The organism is Photobacterium lipolyticum (assembly GCF_003026475.1).
Lineage (GTDB): Bacteria > Pseudomonadota > Gammaproteobacteria > Enterobacterales > Vibrionaceae > Photobacterium > Photobacterium lipolyticum.
Genome location: NZ_PYMC01000001.1, coordinates 347,913 through 369,947, shown reverse-complemented (window position 1 = coordinate 369,947; position 22,035 = coordinate 347,913). Strand labels below are relative to the sequence as shown.

Here is a 22,035-nt window from a genome sequence, read left to right as displayed (position 1 = left end):
AGTAAATAGTAAGTAGCGAGTTTCGAGTATGCTTCGCTGCTAGACCCTAGACCCTGCTCTTATACCACCTCTGCTTCTATCATCCGGCCATTGAAGTAATCATTTTCCACAATATACTCGGCGCTTCGGACAATTTCGTATTGCAGGGACTGACTGAAAACAGTGCTCTGTGAGTGGGATGCTTCATCGTTAAACACCAGTGGCACGACACCGCCCACCCGAATATTAAATTCAGCTAATTCTCTGGCCCAGCTTTGTGTAAGGCCTGAAATGACAGCTTTCGAACAGCCTGCTATTGGATGCTGGCTATCGGGCTGGTTGGTAGCCAGGTTGATAATAACCCCCTGACAATGATGCTCTCGCATATAATTCGCAGCCTGTTTGCCAAAGGTAAAAAAGGTCGTTGCCACTTCAGTCATTGAGTGGCAAAACATGTCAACAGAAGAAGGACTGAAAAGTGTTGGCAGATCGGCACCCAGCCAGTAATTAATCAAGACATTAATCGAGCCATAATGCTTATCAATGTCATTCATTAAACTGGCGATGGCTTGCTCATTCCGTGAAGTAAGCAGTAAAGGGTAACTCGTTCCACCAATAGCCAGGCAGGCTTGGTGAGACAACTCTAGTCGTTCAGCATCAATATCCACTAACGCCAGTTTTGCTCCGAGCGAAGCAAAATGAAGCGAAAGAGCTTTCCCCATCGGGCTGCCTGCCGCGGTTATTAATATAACAGAGTGCGCGATATTCATAATCACCATCCGTACCAATAAGATTCGTCGAAACAACTCTTGTCATAGTGACGTTTTCAGATTAGTTATAATGTGAAAAAGCACGCATATTGTGTTGTTTTGTTATTAAATGTTAGTAAATTGTGACTGTGCTACTTGCTGGTTGTGTCAAAGATATGACGGTGGTCACGAAATATTTATTTGTGTGAGATAGGAATAATTGTTGTGTAATTTACCCTGTCTGATACATCTCGGCATAACGTTTTGATTGTATAAGAGATAAATACAGATCTTGTGGTGACGCTTGAATGGTTGCATCTTCAGTCGGAGGCAGGCGGCGGCGCTCATGACCGGAAAGGTTATGGTATATCTCCTCTGGCATCCCTTTGGTGCCTAATGGCGGGAACGTTAATGCCGTTGGTTGCAGATCATGAAGAAATTGAGAGCTGGCGAGCCCCCCTTGATGGAAAGCATCGGCTTGGGCCGCCGCTTTTCTGTAGCAGTTCTCGGTGCTGGTTAACGGCTGCGGATCGGGTAATTCAAAATATGCGCGTAATTCCGCCTCCGTTTTTCCCTGCCCGGGAGGAACATCGGTCGGGTTTTTTTCCAGGTGATCCGGCGATAGCATAGCCAGCATCAACGCGAAATCAGCCCTGCGCCCACCTTCAACCGCATGGTTGAGTTGGTTGCCGAGCTGCACTTCGTTGATCAGCATAGCTTTATCTAACGTGTGGATCTGCATTTGATAAAAGAGGTTCCTGGTTACGATTCCTCTTTATCGGTTTCAGATGTCAGAACTTTAGTTCTAAATAAAAATCGGATAGTTATTTATTTGACGCTACAGGGTTTCAATTGCAATGTGCACTCGTTGCCTTGCCTGATATAAAAAAGCCCTGACAGTGATGTCAGGGCTTTTATTGCCAATTGACGGTGAACTTAGAACATCGGTTTCACGCCAAACTGCTCGGCAGCATAGGCCACTCGTTCGGCTGGTGTTGGTGGCGTGTTTGGCGTACCTAAGTTTTCTATATGGTGCAAACGCGGTAACAGCCCGCATCCGTTGGCGATCTGTATCGCCAAACCAGGGCGCGCATTCAGCTCAAGCACCATTGGCCCTTTTACCTTATCAAGTACCATATCGGTTCCCATATAGCCGAGCCCTGCCATTTCCCAGGCGCTCGCAGCCAGCGTCAACAATTTAGACCAATTGGGAACGGCCAGTTCGCTAAGCAGTCTGCCTGTGTCTGGGTGGCGTTCAACAGGGTGGTCAAACTGTACGGCTCGGATTGCTTTACCTGTGGCAATATCGATCCCTACGCCGACAGCGCCCTGGTGGAGGTTGGCCTTCCCGTCTGAGGCTGCCGTTGAGCAGCGCATCATGGCCATCACCGGGTAGCCTTTAAAAACGATAACCCTGACGTCTGGCACACCTTCATAACTGAAGCCATCGAACACGTCATCAAACTGGATCAGATCTTCAACCATAGCAACGTCATTCTTTCCTCCCAGAGAGAAGAGTCCCGCCAGGGTATTGGTGATATGACGCTCGACATCTTGTTTATTGATTTCGACACCGGAGGGTTTGGTATAAATACCATCTTTATGCTTGATGATAACTAAAATACCTTTACCACCGGAGCCTTGGGCTGGCTTGATAACAAAGCCGGGCCAGTCTTTGACCATATCGTGAACTTTTTTTACGTTGGCCTGACTGTGAATGACCCCAATCAGTTCGGGAACCGTCGCACCGGCTCGGTGAGCAATTTTCTTCGTTTTGAGTTTGTCATCAACGAGCGGATAGAGACTACGGTCATTGTACCGGCCGATGAAACTGTGGTTTCGCTTATTCATTCCCATAATGCCGCGGTCACGAAGCTTGAACGGAGAGGTAAACTGTGAAAACAGTGACATAGCTTAGTCCTCCGCAAGTGGTTTGAAGCGACGTAATTCACTTAAGCGATAACCGGTGTAGTTACCAAGCATTAAGATCAGAGCTAGGATAATCAGCTGCATACCAACAAAGTTAAAGGTCAGGTGACGTACTATATCATTGGTCATTGCGAGGTAGACCAGTACTGCGGTGAGCAGTGAACCACCGCCTTGAACCAAGACTTCTTTCGCGCCTTCTTCTTCCCACAGGATCGACATACGCTCGATGGTCCATGACAAGATAATCATCGGGAAGAAGGTAATGCTCAAGCCTTCTACCAGACCGATCTTAAAGGCTACAACGGTGAAAACTGAAATGATCATAATGACCGTGATGATTACGGCAGATATTCTGGCCACCAGCAGCAAATTCAAATTAGACAGATAACTTCGAATGATTAAGCCGGTGCCGACGATGAGTAAGAAACCAAGAATACCGGTAAGCAGCTGAGTCTGAACAAACGCCACGGCAATCAGTACCGGCATGAAGGTACCGGATGTTTTCAGGCCGACGATAATACGCAGGAAAACCACAACTAAAGCACCGATTGGCACCAGCATAATGGTTTTAAACATGGCTTGTTCTTCAACCGGCAGGCTGTGAATCGAGAAATTCAGCAGATCATCGGCCAGTACTTTTTCACGGGTGGCCTGCTGAGGCGTAATATCCTGGGCAATGATCGAAAAGCTGATGTTGGAATTGCGGCCACCGACGACATCTAATAATGAATGGCTTTGCTGGTTCCAGATTAAAACATCTTCCGGTTTACCTTCGATACCTGTTTGCGGATCGAATAACTGCCAATTTTGACCGTCCCAGAGTTCAACCAGAAGATTGATGCTTTGGCGGCGGCGCCCATCTTCAAGTTGCAGGCCACCGACAAGACGGGCATGAATCCCTTCAAGTGAAAGCAAGCTGATGATGGCATCTTCGCGGCTCAGGTTGTTAAGCAGCAGCGATGCGTTCTGGTTCTGCTTATCATTAAACTGTTTAATGATCTCGCGAGTGAAGGTCAGGTTGTCTGCTGATAGGTTACGCGCCTGAGTCAGTAGCGCGGTGGCTGCAGTTTGTTGCGGGTTGTCAAGGCTAACGGCGATAGGATCGCCTTTCGGTGGTATCACGCGATAGCTTGCTTGATCATCAACCAACATTTGGGTTTTGTAATAGAGGATTTGCTTGCCGGTGGCCTGACGGATTGACCATTCAGCCCGACGACCTTTATCCGTATCGATCAGTGCCACCCCATAACCCGGAGAGGATGTGCTTTCATCGATCAGGGTGAATCCCTGTTGTGTTTCAGGGGCAGCCATCGAGATTTTAACCGGATCACCAATAGCATCAAACTCGATACGTGCTTCCAGTTCCCAAAGCGCACGTTCTTCGCCGGGGGTCCACGGCACACCGTAAACATCATGACGGTATTGGCTTAGCGCAACACCAGCAATGACGAGCAACGAAATTAAAAAGTAAAACGGTATTCTTGACGTCATGACATCCTCATCATTTCTTGTTAGTGTTTTTATCTATTGAACACTCGGTTTTTGAACACTCAGTCCTTGAACGTATCGTTTGCCAACATCAACAAGTGCAATATCTTTAAAAAAATCTCGTCCTAATAGCACTGGATAAACCATCTGGCTACGATCAGCCAATGCAAACTGCGCTTTCTCATGCAGTGGGCCCAGATTCACCCATGCTTCAATAACAGGGCGGCGAATAGCATTTTCAGACGTTGACTGACGAATTTTCACCCAGCGTAAAACCGGTGCTTCAACGATCTCTGGCTTTTGCTCATACACCTCAGAGGTATGGTTCAGATTAAAACGGACCCATTCTTTACCGTCACGCTCGAATAGCTGTATATCGACGGCATTCAGTGACGATGTGGTTGCGCCAGAATCAATTCGGGCTTTAAACCGTGACTGTATTGAGTCTAGCCAAACCCATTCTTCCTCGCCCAGAATAGCTTTACCATGAGCCACCTTGGGATCAACGACAGGTTCGATCACCGGTCGCGGGATGATTTTTTTCTCAACCATGACCTGAGGTTTAGTATTGGCGCTCGTCTTGTCTCTATTCAAATCTTCTGCAATTGATGATAGCTCTTTTTCAAGATTAGCAATGTATTCATTTTGTTCATTTATTTGTTCTGACATTGCGGTAAGTCGACCGTTAACGTTAGTTTCCATTGCTGTGATGGCATTCAACGTTTTTTCTTGGTCATGCGACGGCGTAAGGGTGCAGCCGGAAAGTAATGCAAAAGTGAGTAATGGTATACTGCGGCGAAGCATGGTGTCTCCCAGAGATACTTCTTATTTTTCTATAGACAGCGATAGTTTAGCGTACAAAAAGGGATGCGAACAGCATCCCTTTGTCAGTGCTTAGTCAGGATTCCTGGCAACCAGGATAGCGCGTTTGGGGGCCGGGTAGCCTTCAATCGTTTTTGTTGGATCTTCCGGGTTCAAGTATTCAGGTAGTGAATTATTTGTCATCCAGTCTGTCGAGCGTTGCTCATCAGTAGTGGTAACACATTCATCAACGATACGAACATCAACGAAGCCGCATTTCTCCATCCAGACTTTGAGTGCTTTGGCGGAGGGGAAGAAATAGACGTTATGCATTTGGGCGTAACGATGTGTCGGGATCAGAACGTCATTTTCGTCGCCATCAATAACCAGGGTTTCCAACACCACTTCACCATCTTTGCGCAACTGGTTCTTCAGTTGGATGATATGGTCGAGTGGAGAGCGGCGGTGATACAGTACACCCATGCTGAAAACGGTATCAAAGGCTTTCAGTTCAGGTAGCTGCTCAATGCCTAAAGGCAATAAAAAGGCACGATTGTCATTGCCCATTAAGCGACGAATGGCTTCAAACTGAATTAAGAACAGGTTGGAAGGGTCGATACCAACGGTGAGTGCAGCGCCTTCACCCAGCATGCGCCACATGTGATAACCGTTACCACAGCCCACATCCAGCACAGAGCGGCCTTTTAACGGAGTGATGTGTGGTAGCAGGCGATCCCATTTCCAGTCAGAACGCCACTCAGTATCGATATGAATGTCATGGATCTGATAGGGGCCTTTACGCCATGGGTGTAACAGACGTAGCAGGCTTTCCAGACGTTTTTGCTCTCCCGATGCAATACCGTCTTCATTTTTTACGCTGACAGCCTCTTTGAGATCAATAATATCCGGTTTGTAGGTCGGAAATTTGTTCAGTGCGCGGATCCAGCGTCCCATATCACCATGTTCGGCCTCTTCCCAGTCGCTCAGTTGCTTAGGTAAGGTATTTAGCCAAGGGCGTAATTGGTCGTGCTGGGCAATCAGCTGATAAAATTCAGAAAAACTAAACATATTGGAACGAAATACCTTATTTAATGGCAAACATAGAGCCGAAGTTGAAACACTGGAACCAGACTTCACTGCTGCTGAAGCCAATATTTGTAAAGCGCGCTTTATGGGTTTCAATGTTGTCAGGACGCATGACATTTTCAATAGCACTGCGTTTCTGGCTTATTTCAAGTTCGCTATAGCCGTTGGCGCGTTTAAAGTCGTGATGTAAGTCGATCAGCAGCTCATGCGCACGCTCATCGTCAAAAATATATTTTTCGGAAAGGATTAGGATCCCCCCAGGTCGCAGTCCGGCGTAGATTTTTTCCAGTAGAAGTTGTCGGTCTTCCGGTACCAGGAACTGCAGGGTAAAGTTCAGAACAACAACGGAAGCGTCGTTGATCTCGATATCACGGATATCGGCTTCCACCACCTGTACGGGGGTGTCTGAACGGTAGGCATCAATGTGAAGGCGGCAACGCTCAACCATGGCGGCTGAATTATCAACAGCGATGATCTCACAGCCTTCTTGATTGATATGACGGCGCATCGACAAGGTTGCTGCGCCTAACGAACAACCCAGATCGTAGATCTTAGAATGGGGTTTGGCGAAGCGTTCCGCTAACATGCCAATAGCAGAAATGATATTGCTGTAACCGGGTACAGAACGTTGAATCATATCCGGAAAAACTTCAGCGACTTTTGCGTCGAATGTAAAATCGCCCAGCTTTTCGATTGGTGCTGCAAAAATATTATCGTGGCCTGCCATTCTCACGAACCTCTTAACTAAAAAAACAGGGTTCCCTGGGTTTAAGTAAGGTGACCCCTGAAAGGTCGCGTATTGTAGAGAAAATGCGATCATTTGTCTTTAGCGAAATGGTTATTGGTATTTTTCCTTGATTTAAGGCTGTGATTTTTCCTTCATTGGATTTTTTGCTTTATAATGTTTCGTCATTTTTACGTCTCGGCCCCACTTAACGTCTTAAATTGGATGAATATTGAGCGGTTTGTGGCCGGGAATGAATCAGCCTGTGCAAGGTAAGTAATTCGCTTGCTGAAATCGCTCACAGGAAAGTTAGTAAATAGATCGGGAATTTCATATGCGCACCCAATATTGTGGTCACCTGAACAAGTCCCTAGCAGGGCAAACAGTAGAATTATGCGGCTGGGTTAATCGTCGCCGTGACTTAGGCGGTCTGATCTTCGTTGATATGCGAGATCGTGAAGGCATTGTTCAGGTAGTCGTCGATCCGGATATGAAAGATGTATTCGAAGTGGCTAACCAACTGCGCAACGAATTTTGTATTCACCTGACGGGTGAAGTACGTGTTCGCCCAGAGAGCCAGGTAAATAAAGGCATGGCAACCGGTGAAGTTGAAATTTTGGCAACAGGCCTGGAAATCATCAACCGTTCTGACGTGCTACCGCTAGACTTCAATCAGACTAATACTGAAGAACAGCGACTTAAATTCCGTTATTTAGATTTGCGTCGCCCTGAAATGAGCGACCGCATCAAGCTGCGTGCAAAAGCATCAAGCTTTGTTCGTCGTTTCCTTGATGACAACGCTTTCTTAGACATCGAAACACCGGTTCTGACTAAAGCGACACCAGAAGGTGCCCGTGACTACTTAGTACCGAGCCGTGTTCATAAAGGCAGCTTCTATGCGTTGCCGCAGTCTCCTCAGCTATTCAAGCAGCTGCTGATGATGTCTGGCTTCGATCGCTACTACCAGATCGTTAAATGTTTCCGTGACGAAGATTTGCGTGCTGACCGTCAGCCGGAATTTACTCAGATCGATATTGAAACCTCTTTCATGAGCGCAGAACAAGTGCGTGAAGTGACTGAGCGTATGATCACCGAAATGTGGAAAGAGTTGCTGGATGTTGATCTGGGTGCTTTCCCAACGATGTCGTATGAAGAAGCGATGCGTCGTTTCGGTTCTGATAAGCCGGATCTACGTAACCCGCTAGAGCTGGTGGACGTTGCTGATCTACTGAAAGATGTCGACTTCAAAGTGTTTGCAGGCCCGGCTAACGATCCTAAAGGTCGAGTCGCTGTGATCCGTGTACCAGGCGGTGCATCACTATCTCGTAAGCAAATTGATGAGTACACTCGATTCGCGACCATCTACGGTGCGAAAGGTCTGGCTTGGGCGAAGGTCAATGATCGTGAAGCCGGTCTGGCTGGCATTCAGTCTCCGGTAGCGAAATTTCTTAACGAGGAAGTTGTGGCTGGCATTCTGGAGCGTACTAATGCAGAAACGGGTGATATCATCCTGTTCGGTGCAGATAAAAAGCGCATTGTTACGGAATCAATGGGCGCACTTCGCTTGAAGCTGGGTGAAGACCTTGACCTGTCAGATAAAAATGCATGGGCTCCGCTATGGGTTGTTGACTTCCCAATGTTCGAAGACGATGACGAGGGTAACCTGCACGCAATGCACCACCCGTTCACGTCTCCTTTGGGCGTAACGGCTGAAGAATTAGCAATTAACCCTGCGGCTGTAAACTCGAATGCGTACGATATGGTCATCAACGGTTATGAAGTTGGTGGTGGTTCGGTGCGTATCCACAATGCAGAGATGCAGTCGGCTGTGTTTGATCTGCTGGGTATTAACGCTGAAGAGCAGCAGTCGAAGTTTGGTTTCTTGCTGGAGGCGTTGAAGTATGGTACGCCACCACACGCAGGTCTGGCTTTCGGTCTTGACCGTTTAGTCATGCTGCTATGTGGTACTGATAACATTCGTGATGTTATCGCATTCCCTAAAACAACAGCAGCCTCTTGCCTGTTAACGAATGCACCAAGTCTTGCTAACCCGGCATCACTTGAAGAGCTGTCTATTGCTGTTGCCATTGCAAAAAAAGACATCGCTAAAGAAGACAATGCTACAGAAAACAGTGCTGAATAAAGACTAAGTGCTTTAATTAAACGCAGTGTTCATTTTGGCCAGTGGTTTCACTGGCCATTTTTTCATCCTCGTGAAATGTTAAGCCTACAAGTTAATTCTAATTCGGAGTATTCATGGCCGGTCATAGTAAATTTGCTAACATCAAACACCGTAAAGCTGCGCAAGATTCTAAACGTGGCAAAATCTTCACTAAGCTAATCCGTGAAATCGTTGTTGCAACCAAAGAAGGCGGCCCGGAAGCTGAAAATAATCCACGTTTACGTGCGGCTGTTGATAAAGCACTGTCAAACAATATGACACGTGACACCATTAACCGCGCGGTTAAGCGTGGTGCCGGTGGTGAAGGTGAAGATGACCTGGAAACGGTTATCTATGAAGGCTACGGTCCGGCAGGTACTGCTGTAATGGTTGAATGTATGACGGATAACCGTAACCGGACGGTTTCAGGCGTGCGTCACGCATTCAGCAAATCTGGTGGTAACCTGGGTACCGATGGTAGCGTTAATTACCTGTTCGATAAGAAAGGTGTAATTTCTTATGCTCCGGGTATTGATGAAGATGCAATTATGGAAGCGGCGCTGGAAGGCGGTGCTGATGATGTTGAATCAAACGATGATGGTTCAATCGACGTTTACACAACCCCGTCTGATTTCGGTACGGTGAAAGATGCGCTGGATGCGGCAGGTTTTGAAGCGGCAAATGCAGAAGTGACGCTGGTTCCTTCGACAAAAGCTGATCTGGATATCACGACTGCGCCTAAGCTGTTGCGTCTGATCGACGCCCTTGAAGATCTGGATGATGTTCAGGAAGTTTATCACAACGGTGATATCACCGATGAAATTGCAGAGCAGCTATAACTGAATGACAGTCATCTTAGGGATAGATCCCGGCTCTCGAATCACCGGTTATGGTGTGATCCGCCAAGTCGGACGACACCTCGAATACCTTGGCAGCGGGTGTATCCGTACCTCGGCTGAAGATATTCCCGGTCGGTTAAAGCAAATTTATGCAGGCGTTTCTGAAGTCATCACCCAATTTCAACCTGATGCGTTTGCCATTGAAGAAGTTTTCATGGGTAAAAATGCCAGTTCAGCCCTGAAACTTGGCCAGGCTCGCGGAAGTGCTATTGTTGCCGCCGTGAATAGTGATCTTCCGGTTAGTGAATATGCCGCCCGCTTGATTAAACAAGCCGTGGTCGGTACGGGTGGTGCCGATAAAGCACAAGTACAGCATATGGTCTGCTCGGTATTGAAATTACCGGGTAAACCCCAAGCCGATGCTGCTGATGCCTTAGCGGTCGCAATTTGTCATGCCCATACCCATAAGACACTTATCGCTATGGCAGGTCATGCCCGTAGTGTCCGTCGAGGTCGTTACAGATAAAGCCATATAGATCATTATCATAATGATTGTTGATGAAATGGTTCTTGTATTATGCTAGCTCGCGAGTTGTCAGCGAAAAGCAGCAAAGAAGTGGATGCCCTTCAAGTATTTGCCGATGGAGTGAGCGCGGTGGTATCTGATCCGCCCGTCGGTAAGTAACAATATAAACCGCATCGTAAATGCGACAGGGATAAAGTGCTGGATATCCATCCAGCACTTTACTATCCTAGAGCCAATTTCAACTCAGACAGAGATTTTGCCGTGATTGGCCGACTACGTGGAACGATTTTAGAAAAACAACCGCCTGAAGTAATTATCGAGGTCGGTGGTATTGGCTATGAAGTTCAAATGCCGATGAGTTGTTTTTATGAACTGCCAGAAGTGGGCCAGGAAGCCATTCTCTGTACCCATTTTATTGTTCGGGAAGATGCTCAGCTGTTGTATGGCTTTAATAAAAAAAGCGAACGAGAGCTGTTTCGCGAAGTGATTAAAGCCAATGGTGTCGGACCTAAACTGGGCCTGGCCATCTTGTCTGCGATGACTGCCAGCCAGTTTGTGTTGAGTGTCGAGAATGAAGACATTACTACCTTAGTAAAAATCCCTGGTGTCGGAAAGAAAACCGCCGAGCGTCTGGTGGTTGAAATGAAGGATCGCCTGAAAGGGTGGGGAGAAGGTGATCTCTTTACGCCGGCCTCAGATGCTGCGGCATCGAATGCATCCGTTGAGAGCTCTGTTTCTGTTCGCGCCGAAGATGAAGCCGTCAGTGCACTGGTTGCTCTGGGTTATAAACCACAGCAAGCGTCAAAAGTGGTATCGCAGGTAGTGAAACCTGAAATGAGTAGTGAAAGCATCATCCGCGAAGCACTGCGTTCAATGGTGTAAGGTGAAACAGGCGTAGTTCATAATGATTGAAGCAGATCGATTAATATCAAATACATTCGAAAGCCGCGACGATGAGGTTATTGATCGTGCGATTCGTCCGAAGCTACTTGATGATTATCAGGGGCAGGATCACGTGCGTGGCCAGATGGAAATCTTCATCAAGGCGGCACAGCTCCGTGAAGAAGCCCTCGATCATTTATTGATTTTTGGTCCACCGGGCCTCGGTAAAACAACATTAGCGAATATCGTTGCCAACGAAATGGGGGTGAATATCCGTACTACTTCGGGCCCGGTATTAGAAAAAGCTGGAGATTTAGCGGCATTACTGACGAACCTTGAGCCTAATGATGTGCTATTTATTGATGAGATCCATCGTCTCAGTCCTCAGGTCGAAGAGGTGTTGTATCCGGCCATGGAAGACTATCAGCTGGATATCATGATTGGTGAGGGGCCGGCTGCGCGATCTATTAAGATTGACTTACCGCCGTTTACATTAATTGGCGCAACCACTCGGGCCGGCTCGCTGACGTCACCGTTACGCGATCGCTTTGGTATTACACAGCGTCTGGAATATTACAAAGTCGAAGATTTAAAAGACATTGTGAAGCGAAGTGCAAATTGTCTGGGACTCTCAATGCAAGAAGAGGGGGCAATGGAAATGGCTAAGCGTGCCCGTGGCACACCACGTATCGCTAACCGTTTACTGCGCCGGGTACGTGACTATGCCGAAGTGAAAGGCAATGGCCATATCTGTCCGGATACCGCGGCTAAAGCATTAGATATGTTAGACGTCGATAGCAGTGGCTTTGATTATATGGACCGTAAGCTGTTACTGGCCATCATTGATAAATTCATGGGCGGGCCGGTAGGGCTGGATAATCTGGCTGCGGCAATCGGTGAAGAGAAAGATACCATCGAAGATGTACTTGAGCCGTACTTGATCCAGCAGGGATTCCTGCAGCGTACCCCAAGAGGACGGATTGCTACCCACCGTGCTTATTTACACTTTGGGTTAGATATACCCGAAGCGCGCTAATACCAGTCAGTTATGTGTGCAGGTAACGCAAATGTAAAAAAACGAGGCCAACTGGCCTCGTTTTTTATTTGTGTGGGCTATTTTTTGCTAAGTTGCCATTTATCGTATGTGTTGTTTACAAAATAATGACAATTCAGGTGGGGCATAAGCTAAGCGTCAGCGTTATTTTTCAAATACTACCCGCTTAAGCTGGTCTGAATATCACAAATATACGTACTGTTTAATAGGCACGTTTGTACAACTCAACAAAGCATGGTTGGTACAGAGTGATGATTTTTTCAAAAATACGAGCCATAACTACTTCCTCAATCTATTTAGGTCATGTTGGGGAAACCGTTTACAACCCGCCTAAGAGACTGTTTTATTGTCTGGGCGGCTTAACCTGTTTCTGATGCTGATTATAGATGTTTTTATGATGGGCGAAAGCAATAATTTTTGCGTTTTTTTATTAGAAAATCTAATCCATTTGGTTTGGTTGGTAAATTGGTTAAGTTAATGTTTTTGAGGTTATTGTGTAGATTTAATACAGTTGTTGAAAGGGGGTGGTGGGTATTTTTCCATTCTTTTTCTAACAGTAACCATAAAGGGTGTGAACAATGAATAATAGAATATGAATGTCTGTTGACCTGGTGATTTAATTTTGAAAAAAGCTGTCTTTTTGCGACTTACAGATTAGCTTGAGGTGTGTTGCGGAATTTGATTTATATCAATCTAAACGACACTGATTAAAAACCGAGCAGGGTTTATTGATCTTCATCAAAGCAAATTGTGCGATAAATCCTTTGCTGTGGGCGCATAATACCAGTAATATTAGCAATGACTTTATTAGCTGTAGCTTAACAATAAATCAACTAATCTGGCACATAACTGCAACACGGGTGGAATCATTGATTTATCAGATGACTGCCAGGGAGTTGGCCCAAATTGCAGTTTTGCTCCAATAAAAGTGATATAGGCTACGTTTTTTTGCTAAGCCCAATAATCGGTACACTGTTCGTACTGTCGTCAGTCAGCCTGACGAAAAAAGGAGTTCTCAATGTTCACTGATATCGTCGAACTATCGCGGTTACAGTTCGCATTAACTGCGATGTATCACTTTTTGTTCGTACCACTGACTCTGGGGATGGCGTTCCTGCTTGCCATCATGGAATCAGTCTATGTAATGACTGGAAAGCAAATCTACAAGGACATGACCAAGTTCTGGGGTAAACTTTTTGGTATTAACTTTGCGTTAGGTGTAAGTACTGGCCTGACCATGGAGTTCCAGTTTGGAACAAACTGGGCATACTACTCTCACTATGTCGGCGACATCTTTGGTGCCCCGCTGGCAATCGAAGCCTTAATGGCGTTCTTCCTGGAATCCACCCTAGTTGGTCTTTTCTTCTTTGGTTGGGACCGTCTGTCTAAGCGTCAACACCTTGCCGTAACATGGCTGGTGGCGATTGCTTCTAATTTCTCCGCTCTGTGGATCTTGGTTGCTAACGGCTGGATGCAAAACCCAGTGGGTGCCGAATTTAACTTCGAAACCATGCGTATGGAAATGGTGAGCTTTGCTGAGGTTATTCTAAATCCGGTTGCTCAGGTGAAATTCGTTCACACGGTTGCATCGGGTTACGTAACGGGGGCAATGTTCGTTCTTGGTATCAGCTCTTACTACCTACTTAAAGGCCGTGATATTCCTTTTGCCCGTCGTTCGTTTGCGATTGCCGCATCTTTCGGTATGGCATCGATTGTATCGGTTATTATTCTGGGTGATGAATCCGGTTATGAGTTGGGTGATGTACAGAAAACCAAACTGGCTGCGATTGAAGCTGAATGGCACACCGAAGAAGCACCCGCTGCCTTTACCCTGTTTGGCCTGCCTAATCAGGAAACCATGGAAACAGATTATGCGGTTAAGATCCCTTATCTGATGGGTATTATCGCGACGCGATCTATTGACACCGAAGTTACGGGTTTGCGCGATCTGAAAGCAGAGCACGAAGTACGTATTCGTAACGGTATGGTTGCTTACGGTTTGTTAGATAAACTACGTAATGGCGATCGCTCACCTGAAAACGTTGCAGCATTCGATGATGTGAAACACGATCTTGGTTATGGCTTCCTGCTCAAGCCGTATGCCGATAACGTGGTTGATGCAACCGAAGAAGATATTGCTCAAGCCGCAGATGACTCCATCCCGACAGTGTGGCCGCTATTCTGGAGCTTCCGGATCATGGTTGGTGCTGGCTTCCTGATGCTGGGCATTATTGGTGCTGCGTTCATTCAGACCTGTCGTCATAAAATCACGGACAAGAAGTGGATTCTACGCGCTGCGCTGTATGGTCTTCCATTACCATGGATTGCGGTTGAAGCCGGTTGGTTCGTTGCCGAGTATGGTCGTCAGCCATGGGCTGTCGGTGAGATCCTGCCAGTATCAATGGCGGTATCTAATCTAGAACCGTCAGCGATTATCACAACAATCGTTGCGATGATTGCGCTATACACTGTCTTCCTGATTGCTGAAATGTACCTGATGATTAAGTTCACTCGTCTTGGTCCAAGCAGCCTGAAAACAGGTCGTTATCACTTTGAACAAAATGATGCTCCGCAGAATGTGGTATCGCGTCAGGTTGAAGCGTAGTCAGGGAGAGTAAGCAATGTTTGAATATGAAGTATTGCGATTCATCTGGTGGGTACTAATTGGTGTGCTTTGCATCGGTTTTGCTGTGACAGATGGTTTTGATATGGGCGTTGGTATTTTAACTAACGTGATTGGTAAAACAGATACAGAACGTCGAGTTATGATTAACTCTATTGCACCGCATTGGGATGGTAACCAGGTCTGGTTAATCACCGCCGGTGGGGCATTGTTTGCCGCATGGCCTTTGGTTTATGCGACGGCATTCTCTGGTTTCTATTTTGCAATGGTACTGACGCTGGCAGCACTTTGGTTACGCCCGCTAGGCTTTGATTACCGTTCGAAGATTGAATCACCAAAATGGCGCGATGCATGGGATAAAGCGATCTTTGTGGGTAGCTTTGTACCGCCGGTGATCTTTGGTGTTGCTTTCGGTAACTTGCTCCAAGGTGTTCCTTTTGAGCTAAGTGATCTGTTGATCCCGACTTACAAAGGTTCTTTCTTTGGTCTGTTGAATCCGTTTGCACTGCTTTGCGGTATTGTTAGCCTGATGATGATTGTCACTCAGGGGGCAACATACCTACAGATGAAAACGACTGACGAGCTACATGTTAGATCGCGTAATGTTGCGCCAATCACCGCGCTGGTGACGGCTGTCTGTTTTGCGATTGCAGGTTTTTGGGCACAGAGCATTGAAGGTTTCGTTATTACGTCTGAGATCATCACGAATGGTCCGTCAAACCCATTAGCAAAAGAAGTTATGCGAGAGTCTGGTGCATTGTTTGCTAACTTTGATGCGTATCCGCTGTTGTGGGCTGCACCATTGGTCGCCGTAGTCATGCCGTTACTAACGGTTATCGCTTCTCGCGCTAATCGTGCTGGCTTTGCGTTCCTAACCTCAAGCCTGACCATGGCGGGGATTATCCTGACGTTTGGTTTTGCTCTGTTCCCATTCATCATGCCTTCAAGCTTAGTTCCAAGTCATAGCCTGACTATGTGGGATGCAACGTCAAGCGAACTCACTCTGAACATAATGACAGGCGTAGCCTTTGTAATGGTACCTATCATCCTTAGTTACACCATATGGTGTTACTACAAAATGTTTGGCCGTCTTGATAACAAGTTTATCGAAGAAAACAAGACTTCACTGTACTAAGGAGACAGACTATGTGGTATTTCGCTTGGATTTTAGGTGTTCTGCTAGCCTGTTCGTTCGGTATCATCAATGCCCTATGGCTTGAAACAACCGAAGATATGGATAACAAAGGTGAGTAACCTGAGCTTCTGGGTAAAGAGACTGCATCAACCACTGGATAATGCGCTGCTACGCGCATTGTCTTTGCTGCTGGCATTATTGTCGGCAGGTCTGGTGATGTGGGATCCTTCGCATTTTGCTCAGGCGATAGGCGGTTTTGGCCCGATCATATCGACGGCATTGATCTGGTCGACCTGTGCAGCAATGATTTTCGGTGTGGGTTTTATTCCTCGCCGCTGGTACTGGCAGCTCATTTTCACGCCATATATCGCTATGCCGATCCTCATTTACATCTTACAGTTGCGCGTGTTTTAAACATTGTCACAACTAGTAACAGATTAAACAGCCTATTGCGTTTTGCAGTAGGCTGTTTTTTTATACATAATTGCTCATTGAAATGAAGGATGGATGAAAGATGATGAGGATTTGAATTCGGGGTAGGGTATTTTTTATCTGATAGAGGTCAAGTTACTTCCGATAAAGTTCATAAACCTCATTAAGTTAGGTATAGTAAGTTGCTTAAAGCGTAGTTTGTAAATATAGCTTGTAAGTAATGCTTAGTCCGTGAATCCTGCTATTAACTTAATGCCATGATTGTGGAATGCAAATGACAGAAGAAAACGTATTTAAATGGCCCATTACCATTTACTACGAAGATACAGATGTGGGAGGCTTGGTATATCACTCCAATTACCTCAAATTTTTTGAACGTGCCCGAACTGAATTATTACGAAGCATAGGGGTTAGCCAACAAAGCATGTTTGATGACAATGCCAGCTTCGTTGTACGCCATATGAATATTGATTTTCTCAAAGGCGCACGATTAGACGAAAAACTTGTCATACGAACTAAAGCTGACGCCGTACGTAAAGCTTCCATCGAATTTTGTCAGGATTTAGTAAACAATGACGGTCAAATCTTGTGTAAAGCTACGGTTAGGGTAGCCTGTATCAATCCTGTGACAATGAAACCCATCGCTATTCCAGAAAATATAAAGTCGGAGATATCTAAGTGAGTGCTGAACTTTCGATCCTAGATCTTTTCTTGCAGGCCAGCCTGTTAGTAAAGATCGTTATGCTGATACTACTTGGTATGTCAGTGGCTTCCTGGGCGATGATTATCAAACGGTCCCAGATACTGTCAAATGCCGCCAACAAGGCTGAGCGTTTTGAGGATCGTTTCTGGTCGGGCATTGATCTCTCACAGCTCTATCAGGAAGTTCAGGCGCGCAAAGACAACCTGATGGGAACTGAACAGATTTTTTATTCGGGTTTCAAAGAGTTTGCCCGTCTGCACCGCAGCAATGGCAAGGTGCCGGAAGCCGTGATGGAAGGTACGGGCCGGGCAATGCGCGTTTCATTGTCTCGTGAAGTCGATGAGCTGGAAACCAGCCTGCCTTTCCTTGCAACCGTTGGTTCAATCAGCCCCTATATAGGCCTGTTTGGTACTGTTTGGGGGATCATGCATGCCTTTATCGCCTTAGGTGCGGTGAAGCAAGCCACATTGGCTATGGTCGCACCGGGTATTGCCGAAGCGCTTGTTGCGACTGCGATGGGTCTGTTTGCCGCGATCCCGGCTGTTATGTTTTATAACAAGCTCACCAATCAGGTCTCGAAACTGGAACATACCTACGCAACCTTTATGGAAGAATTTTCAAGTATTCTTCACCGTCAGGCATTTGCCGCCGGTCAGGAGTAATAAGCCATGAATTATCAGCCTAAGAAGCGAAAAATGACGGCTGAAATCAATGTCGTCCCTTACATTGATGTAATGCTGGTACTGTTGATCATCTTTATGGTAACCGCTCCTTTTGTCACTCAGGGTGTAGATGTGGAACTACCGTCGACGCAAACAGCTAAAACAGCTGCTGAACTGGCTGAGAACAGTGATGGTGCCCCCATTATTGTTGAAGTTGATCAAGACGGAAATTTGGGGTTGAGCGTCGATAATGGCGACATGATCCGCGGTTTAGTACAAAGAGAGCTATTAACCCGGGTTAAGGCCGAGTTGCAAATTAACCCTAAGTCGTCAGTGATGGTGGGGGGGGATGGCCGGGTGCCGTATTCATTTATCATTGAAACACTTGATGCCCTAAATCAGGCCGGGGTTGGTTCTGTTGGCTTAATGACCGAACCATTAGAGCAATAGGCAGGCGGCTGGATGAAAAAGAATAATTACAGTATGGCCGTCATCATTTCGTTATGTCTACATGCGTTACTCTTAGCTGCGCTGTTATGGGGAACGGACTTCTCCATGAACAAACCGAAAATACACGGCAATACGATTAAAGCAGTGGTTGTTGATCCTGCGCTGGTTAACCAGCAGGCTCAGAAGATCCGCCAGCAACGTAATGCCGCAAAACAAGCAGAACAAGATCGACTAAAACGGCTTGAGCAGCAAGCGGACTCACTCGAGAAGCAGCGTAAAGCGGAAGAGCAACGTCTGCGGGAGCTGAAAGCCGATAAGCTACAAGCGGAAAAAGAAACCCGTAAAGCCGAAGCCGATCGTAAGCGTGTTGCTGCTGCAAAAGAAAAAGAGGAAAAGCAAGCGGCGGAAGAAAAACGCAAGGCGGATGAAGCGACACGCGTTGCCAAGCAGCAGGCCGCAAAGGCCGAAGCTGACCGGAAAGCAAAACAAGAAGCGACACGTAAAGCTGAATTAGCACGTCAGAAAAAAGTAGAAGAGCAACGCAAGGCAGAGGAAGCGGCGCGTAAAGCGGAAGAAGATCGCAAGGCGAAAGTTGCAGCTAAGAAAAAAGCGGACGAAGAAGCCCGTAAAGCCGAAGCTGCAGCGAAGGAAGCTCAGCGAAAGGCTGCCGAAGCGAAAGAGTTACAGCGTCAGCAAGAAGCTGCGCTTAACGACATGTTTTCCGGCTTAGAAGCGGAAAACGAGCAACGAGGCGGGGCGCGCGGTCAGTTTGCAAGTGATGAAGCTGACCGTTATGGGGCTATATTTAAGCAGCAGATACAACAAAATTTGTTAATCGACGAGAGTTTTTTGGGAAGAGAGTGCGTTGTGAAAATGCGCTTATCGGTTAATGGGTTGGTATTAGATATATCAGATGAAGGTGGGGATCCAAATGTTTGCCGAGCGGCGAAAGCGGCGGTGGTGAAAGTGAGCCAGTTCAATATGCCGGAGGATCCCCTGGTCATCGAGAAACTTCGCAATATCAGACTGACTGTAAGCCCACAATGATGAAGGAGCTGTTGATGAAACGTTGGATTATGGGCTTGTGTATTGCTCTTTTGAGTTTTAGCCAAATCGCACAAGCTGAACTTGAACTGGTCATTACCGAAGGCATTGACTCAGCCCGCCCGATAGGCGTGGTGCCGTTTCAATGGGAAGGGGAAGGCAAACTGCCCACCGATATCTCATCGGTCATTGCTTCAGATTTACGTCGAAGCGGTAAATTCAGTCCGATTGCGACCAGTAAAATGCCGCAAACGCCATACAGTGAAGAGCAGGTTGATTACACGGCCTGGACATCGCTGGGTGTCGATGCCTTAGTCACGGGCAAGATCAGCCTGAATGCGGATGGTAACTATGTAATCAATTATCAATTAGTTGATCTGGTTCGCGGTCAGCTAACCAGTGGTGACAGCCGTGGGTTAAGCAATGGCGAATTGGTGCTGACCAAAGATCACCTGTTAGTGAATAACCGTGCCACCGTGAAGGAAAGTCGCCTGCGTCAATACGCCCACCGTATATCTGATGTGGTATACGAAAAATTAACCGGCGAACGCGGGGCCTTTTTAACCCGCATTGCTTATGTGGTTATTGATGATAAGGCGAAGTACCCGTATCAGCTGCGCGTTGCTGACTATGATGGTTTTAACGAGCGCCTGGTACTCAAATCGCAACAGCCATTGATGTCACCGGCCTGGTCACCCGATGGCAGCAAATTAGCTTATGTAAGTTTCGAGAACAAACAAGCGCAGATCTTTATCATGGATATCTATAAAGGTACCCGTGAAATGATCACTTCTTTCCCGCGTCATAATGGTGCGCCGCGTTTCTCTCCTGATGGAAAGAAACTGGCAATGGTCTTATCGAAAAGCGGCAGTTTGCAGATTTACGTAAAAGATCTGGCAACAAAAAAACTGACTCAGGTTACCCGTGGCCGGGCCAATAATACCGAAGCATTTTGGGACCCAGATAGTCAGTCTTTGATCTTTACGTCAGACAGAGGTGGTAAACCTCAGATATATCGAGTAAATTTAGCTGACGGTCTTACTAAGCGCCTGACTTGGCAGGGAAGTCAAAACCTTGGGGGTCAATTGACGCCCGATGGTCGATACCTGGTGATGGTGCACAGGTCAGATTCTGGGTACAACATCGCCAAACAAGACTTGAAAACCGGTGCTCTTCAAATTTTAACAAAAACATTTTTGGATGAGTCGCCAAGTATTGCTCCTAATGGCGGCATGGTTATCTACAGCTCAGTAAATAATAAATCTAATGAGTTGTCGTTAGTGTCGATTGACGGACGTTTTAAAGCACGATTACCTGCGACGAACGGGCGTGTGCGTGCTCCATCCTGGGGGCCGTTTCAATAACGTTCACCGTAAATAGTGATAAGAAAGGAAAAATAAAATGCAACTGAATAAAATTTTAAAGGGTCTGGCAATTGCGCTGCCAATGATGACGCTTGCAGCATGTAGCTCAACTGAAAGCACTGATAGTTCAGCTGCTTCCGAAACATCTACAACGGGCTCTAGTACAGAGCAAACTGTAGTGGCAACACCGGTAGATGGTGGTTCAGCTTCACTGTCTGAGCAAGAGCTACGTAGCCAAGAGCTTCGTCAAGATCAAACTGTTTACTTTAAGTTTGATAATGCAGAAATTCAGGCTGATTTTCAGGCAATGCTAGAAGCTCACGCTGAATACCTGAGCAGCAATACTGAGATGAAAGTTATCGTTGAAGGTCATGCTGATGAGCGTGGTACTCCAGAGTACAACATTGCACTGGGTGAACGCCGTGCAAGCGCTGTCGCAAAATACCTGCAAGCGTTAGGTGTATCTGCTAGCCAAATCTCAATCGTTAGCTACGGTGAAGAAAAGCCTCTAGTTCTGGGCCACACTGATACTGACTATGCGAAGAACCGTCGTGCGGTTCTTGTTTACTAATAACAGGTAAACATTATGAACAGTAACATTATGCGAAATATTGCATTAGCGTTGCTGGTTGGTGCGGCGACCCAGGTGGTCGCCGCACCTGCTCCGGTTACTGAACTTAACAGTAATAATGCTCAAGGCAGCAGCCTTGAGCGATTGGAGCGGATGCTTGAATCTCGTAATCAGGTACAGCTTGATATGCAGCGCCAGCTGGATCAGCTTGCATCTGAAATGGATGAACTCCGGGGTTTGGTTGAACGCAATAGCTATGATTTAAGTCAGATGCTCGAGCGTCAGCGCGAACTATATCGCGAAGTTGATTCATTAAGTCGACAGCCTCAGAAAAAAGAGGCTGAAGATGTAGGGGCTAAATCAGCATCTTCAGAAACTTATACCAGCAACGTGAGTGAAAACGAAGCGTATGAAAAGGCCGTAAATCTTATTCTGAAAGAAAAGGATTATGTCGGTGCTGTGACAGCTTTCAATGAATTTTTAACCGCTTATCCTGAGTCTGCTTATAAGCCGAATGCACAATACTGGCTGGGTCAATTGTACTTTACCCAGAATCAGTTGCAGGAAGCGAGTGAAAACTTTACCGCGGTTGCCAGTGTTAAAGATTCTAATAAACGCGCGGATGCGATGCTGAAATTGGGTGTGATTGCCGAACGTAGCAAACAGCCCGAGCAGGCGAAGAAATACTATCAAGAAGTTATCTCTGCGTATCCGGATTCAACCAGTTCTCGTCAGGCTGAAAGTCACCTGAAGAAGCTTGGTAAGTGATCACCGGAATTCATTTATTAATTGATAAAGACCAGCTTTTACGCTGGTCTTTTTGTATATAGCAT

General features: G+C 46.5%; 23 protein-coding genes. 16 read left to right on the top strand and 7 right to left on the bottom strand.

Features of this window, described 5'->3' with window-relative positions:
* Window positions 1-59 precede the first annotated feature (59 nt).
* The 7 genes from C9I89_RS01585 to cmoA form a co-directional block, all read right to left on the bottom strand.
* Complete coding sequence (locus C9I89_RS01585; RefSeq protein ID WP_245905379.1) at window positions 60-749, bottom strand: SDR family oxidoreductase; 690 nt, start codon at window positions 747-749, stop codon at window positions 60-62.
* A 211-nt stretch (window positions 750-960) separates the two neighbouring features.
* Entirely contained in the window at window positions 961-1,470 is a 510-nt protein-coding gene (locus C9I89_RS01580; RefSeq protein WP_107281582.1) for a VC2046/SO_2500 family protein, read from the bottom strand.
* A gap of 194 nt (window positions 1,471-1,664) precedes the next feature.
* Window positions 1,665-2,639, bottom strand: a complete 975-nt coding sequence (locus C9I89_RS01575) for an alpha-L-glutamate ligase-like protein (RefSeq protein WP_170107594.1) — start codon at window positions 2,637-2,639, stop codon at window positions 1,665-1,667.
* Between the two features lie 3 nt (window positions 2,640-2,642).
* Entirely contained in the window at window positions 2,643-4,148 is a 1,506-nt protein-coding gene (locus C9I89_RS01570; RefSeq protein ID WP_107281581.1) for an inactive transglutaminase family protein, read from the bottom strand.
* Between the two features lie 33 nt (window positions 4,149-4,181).
* A complete protein-coding gene (locus tag C9I89_RS01565) occupies window positions 4,182-4,949 on the bottom strand; it encodes an ATP-dependent zinc protease family protein (RefSeq protein WP_107281580.1) in 768 nt (255 codons plus the stop codon).
* A gap of 90 nt (window positions 4,950-5,039) precedes the next feature.
* Complete coding sequence (gene cmoB / locus C9I89_RS01560; protein WP_107281579.1) at window positions 5,040-6,014, bottom strand: tRNA 5-methoxyuridine(34)/uridine 5-oxyacetic acid(34) synthase CmoB; 975 nt, start codon at window positions 6,012-6,014, stop codon at window positions 5,040-5,042.
* A 16-nt stretch (window positions 6,015-6,030) separates the two neighbouring features.
* The gene (cmoA, locus tag C9I89_RS01555) at window positions 6,031-6,759 is read right to left on the bottom strand and encodes a carboxy-S-adenosyl-L-methionine synthase CmoA (protein WP_107281578.1); all 729 of its coding nucleotides are present in this window, start codon (window positions 6,757-6,759) and stop codon (window positions 6,031-6,033) included.
* Between the two features lie 331 nt (window positions 6,760-7,090).
* Here cmoA and aspS point away from each other — a divergent pair, with 331 nt between their 5' ends.
* From aspS to ybgF, 16 genes are all read left to right on the top strand, one after another.
* Window positions 7,091-8,899, top strand: coding sequence for an aspartate--tRNA ligase (gene aspS / locus C9I89_RS01550; RefSeq protein ID WP_107281577.1), 1,809 nt, complete (start codon window positions 7,091-7,093; stop codon window positions 8,897-8,899).
* Between the two features lie 113 nt (window positions 8,900-9,012).
* On the top strand, window positions 9,013-9,756 hold the full coding sequence (locus tag C9I89_RS01545) for a YebC/PmpR family DNA-binding transcriptional regulator (protein WP_107281576.1): 744 nt from the start codon (window positions 9,013-9,015) through the stop codon (window positions 9,754-9,756).
* A gap of 4 nt (window positions 9,757-9,760) precedes the next feature.
* Window positions 9,761-10,282 (top strand): crossover junction endodeoxyribonuclease RuvC, encoded by a 522-nt coding sequence (gene ruvC, locus C9I89_RS01540; RefSeq protein WP_107281575.1) that lies wholly within the window; start codon window positions 9,761-9,763, stop codon window positions 10,280-10,282.
* Window positions 10,283-10,543: 261 nt separating this feature from the next.
* Window positions 10,544-11,164, top strand: a complete 621-nt coding sequence (gene ruvA, locus C9I89_RS01535; protein WP_107281842.1) for a Holliday junction branch migration protein RuvA — start codon at window positions 10,544-10,546, stop codon at window positions 11,162-11,164.
* A 22-nt stretch (window positions 11,165-11,186) separates the two neighbouring features.
* On the top strand, window positions 11,187-12,200 hold the full coding sequence (ruvB, locus tag C9I89_RS01530; protein WP_107281574.1) for a Holliday junction branch migration DNA helicase RuvB: 1,014 nt from the start codon (window positions 11,187-11,189) through the stop codon (window positions 12,198-12,200).
* A 1,036-nt stretch (window positions 12,201-13,236) separates the two neighbouring features.
* Window positions 13,237-14,823: a cytochrome ubiquinol oxidase subunit I gene (gene cydA, locus C9I89_RS01525; RefSeq protein ID WP_107281573.1), complete on the top strand. Its 1,587-nt coding sequence runs from the start codon at window positions 13,237-13,239 to the stop codon at window positions 14,821-14,823.
* A gap of 16 nt (window positions 14,824-14,839) precedes the next feature.
* Window positions 14,840-15,976 (top strand): cytochrome d ubiquinol oxidase subunit II, encoded by a 1,137-nt coding sequence (gene cydB / locus C9I89_RS01520; protein ID WP_107281572.1) that lies wholly within the window; start codon window positions 14,840-14,842, stop codon window positions 15,974-15,976.
* A gap of 11 nt (window positions 15,977-15,987) precedes the next feature.
* Complete coding sequence (gene cydX / locus C9I89_RS01515; RefSeq protein ID WP_006233074.1) at window positions 15,988-16,095, top strand: cytochrome bd-I oxidase subunit CydX; 108 nt, start codon at window positions 15,988-15,990, stop codon at window positions 16,093-16,095.
* Window positions 16,088-16,390 carry a cyd operon protein YbgE gene (gene ybgE, locus C9I89_RS01510; RefSeq protein ID WP_107281571.1) on the top strand — a complete coding sequence of 101 codons (303 nt, stop codon included), beginning with the start codon at window positions 16,088-16,090 and terminating at the stop codon, window positions 16,388-16,390. The genes cydX and ybgE overlap by 8 nt, the downstream gene beginning before the upstream one ends.
* Before the next feature lie 292 nt (window positions 16,391-16,682).
* Window positions 16,683-17,090 (top strand): tol-pal system-associated acyl-CoA thioesterase, encoded by a 408-nt coding sequence (ybgC, locus tag C9I89_RS01505; RefSeq protein ID WP_107281841.1) that lies wholly within the window; start codon window positions 16,683-16,685, stop codon window positions 17,088-17,090.
* On the top strand, window positions 17,087-17,773 hold the full coding sequence (tolQ, locus tag C9I89_RS01500) for a protein TolQ (RefSeq protein ID WP_107281570.1): 687 nt from the start codon (window positions 17,087-17,089) through the stop codon (window positions 17,771-17,773). Before ybgC ends, tolQ begins: the two co-directional genes overlap by 4 nt.
* 6 nt (window positions 17,774-17,779) lie before the next feature.
* Complete coding sequence (tolR, locus tag C9I89_RS01495; protein ID WP_107281569.1) at window positions 17,780-18,223, top strand: protein TolR; 444 nt, start codon at window positions 17,780-17,782, stop codon at window positions 18,221-18,223.
* A 12-nt stretch (window positions 18,224-18,235) separates the two neighbouring features.
* Entirely contained in the window at window positions 18,236-19,270 is a 1,035-nt protein-coding gene (gene tolA / locus C9I89_RS01490) for a cell envelope integrity protein TolA (RefSeq protein WP_107281568.1), read from the top strand.
* A gap of 11 nt (window positions 19,271-19,281) precedes the next feature.
* Window positions 19,282-20,631 (top strand): Tol-Pal system beta propeller repeat protein TolB, encoded by a 1,350-nt coding sequence (gene tolB, locus C9I89_RS01485; RefSeq protein WP_107281840.1) that lies wholly within the window; start codon window positions 19,282-19,284, stop codon window positions 20,629-20,631.
* A 37-nt stretch (window positions 20,632-20,668) separates the two neighbouring features.
* Window positions 20,669-21,202, top strand: a complete 534-nt coding sequence (pal, locus tag C9I89_RS01480) for a peptidoglycan-associated lipoprotein Pal (protein ID WP_107281567.1) — start codon at window positions 20,669-20,671, stop codon at window positions 21,200-21,202.
* Window positions 21,203-21,217: 15 nt separating this feature from the next.
* Window positions 21,218-21,970: a tol-pal system protein YbgF gene (ybgF, locus tag C9I89_RS01475; RefSeq protein ID WP_107281566.1), complete on the top strand. Its 753-nt coding sequence runs from the start codon at window positions 21,218-21,220 to the stop codon at window positions 21,968-21,970.
* The last annotated feature ends 65 nt before the right edge of the window (window positions 21,971-22,035 follow it).

Excerpts from the sequence above, each read along its gene's own strand:
- ybgF (WP_107281566.1), top strand. The coding sequence starts at position 21,218 with ATGAACAGTAACATTATGCGAAATATTGCATTAGCGTTGCTGGTTGGT.
- tolA (WP_107281568.1), top strand. The coding sequence starts at position 18,236 with ATGAAAAAGAATAATTACAGTATGGCCGTCATCATTTCGTTATGTCTA.
- cydA (WP_107281573.1), top strand. The coding sequence starts at position 13,237 with ATGTTCACTGATATCGTCGAACTATCGCGGTTACAGTTCGCATTAACT.
- C9I89_RS01585 (WP_245905379.1), bottom strand. The coding sequence starts at position 749 with ATGAATATCGCGCACTCTGTTATATTAATAACCGCGGCAGGCAGCCCG.
- pal (WP_107281567.1), top strand. The coding sequence starts at position 20,669 with ATGCAACTGAATAAAATTTTAAAGGGTCTGGCAATTGCGCTGCCAATG.
- C9I89_RS01575 (WP_170107594.1), bottom strand. The coding sequence starts at position 2,639 with ATGTCACTGTTTTCACAGTTTACCTCTCCGTTCAAGCTTCGTGACCGC.
- cydB (WP_107281572.1), top strand. The coding sequence starts at position 14,840 with ATGTTTGAATATGAAGTATTGCGATTCATCTGGTGGGTACTAATTGGT.
- C9I89_RS01545 (WP_107281576.1), top strand. The coding sequence starts at position 9,013 with ATGGCCGGTCATAGTAAATTTGCTAACATCAAACACCGTAAAGCTGCG.
- C9I89_RS01570 (WP_107281581.1), bottom strand. The coding sequence starts at position 4,148 with ATGACGTCAAGAATACCGTTTTACTTTTTAATTTCGTTGCTCGTCATT.
- C9I89_RS01580 (WP_107281582.1), bottom strand. The coding sequence starts at position 1,470 with ATGCAGATCCACACGTTAGATAAAGCTATGCTGATCAACGAAGTGCAG.
- C9I89_RS01565 (WP_107281580.1), bottom strand. The coding sequence starts at position 4,949 with ATGCTTCGCCGCAGTATACCATTACTCACTTTTGCATTACTTTCCGGC.
- cmoB (WP_107281579.1), bottom strand. The coding sequence starts at position 6,014 with ATGTTTAGTTTTTCTGAATTTTATCAGCTGATTGCCCAGCACGACCAA.
- ruvC (WP_107281575.1), top strand. The coding sequence starts at position 9,761 with ATGACAGTCATCTTAGGGATAGATCCCGGCTCTCGAATCACCGGTTAT.
- ruvB (WP_107281574.1), top strand. The coding sequence starts at position 11,187 with ATGATTGAAGCAGATCGATTAATATCAAATACATTCGAAAGCCGCGAC.
- cydX (WP_006233074.1), top strand. The coding sequence starts at position 15,988 with ATGTGGTATTTCGCTTGGATTTTAGGTGTTCTGCTAGCCTGTTCGTTC.
- aspS (WP_107281577.1), top strand. The coding sequence starts at position 7,091 with ATGCGCACCCAATATTGTGGTCACCTGAACAAGTCCCTAGCAGGGCAA.
- cmoA (WP_107281578.1), bottom strand. The coding sequence starts at position 6,759 with ATGGCAGGCCACGATAATATTTTTGCAGCACCAATCGAAAAGCTGGGC.
- ybgC (WP_107281841.1), top strand. The coding sequence starts at position 16,683 with ATGACAGAAGAAAACGTATTTAAATGGCCCATTACCATTTACTACGAA.
- tolR (WP_107281569.1), top strand. The coding sequence starts at position 17,780 with ATGAATTATCAGCCTAAGAAGCGAAAAATGACGGCTGAAATCAATGTC.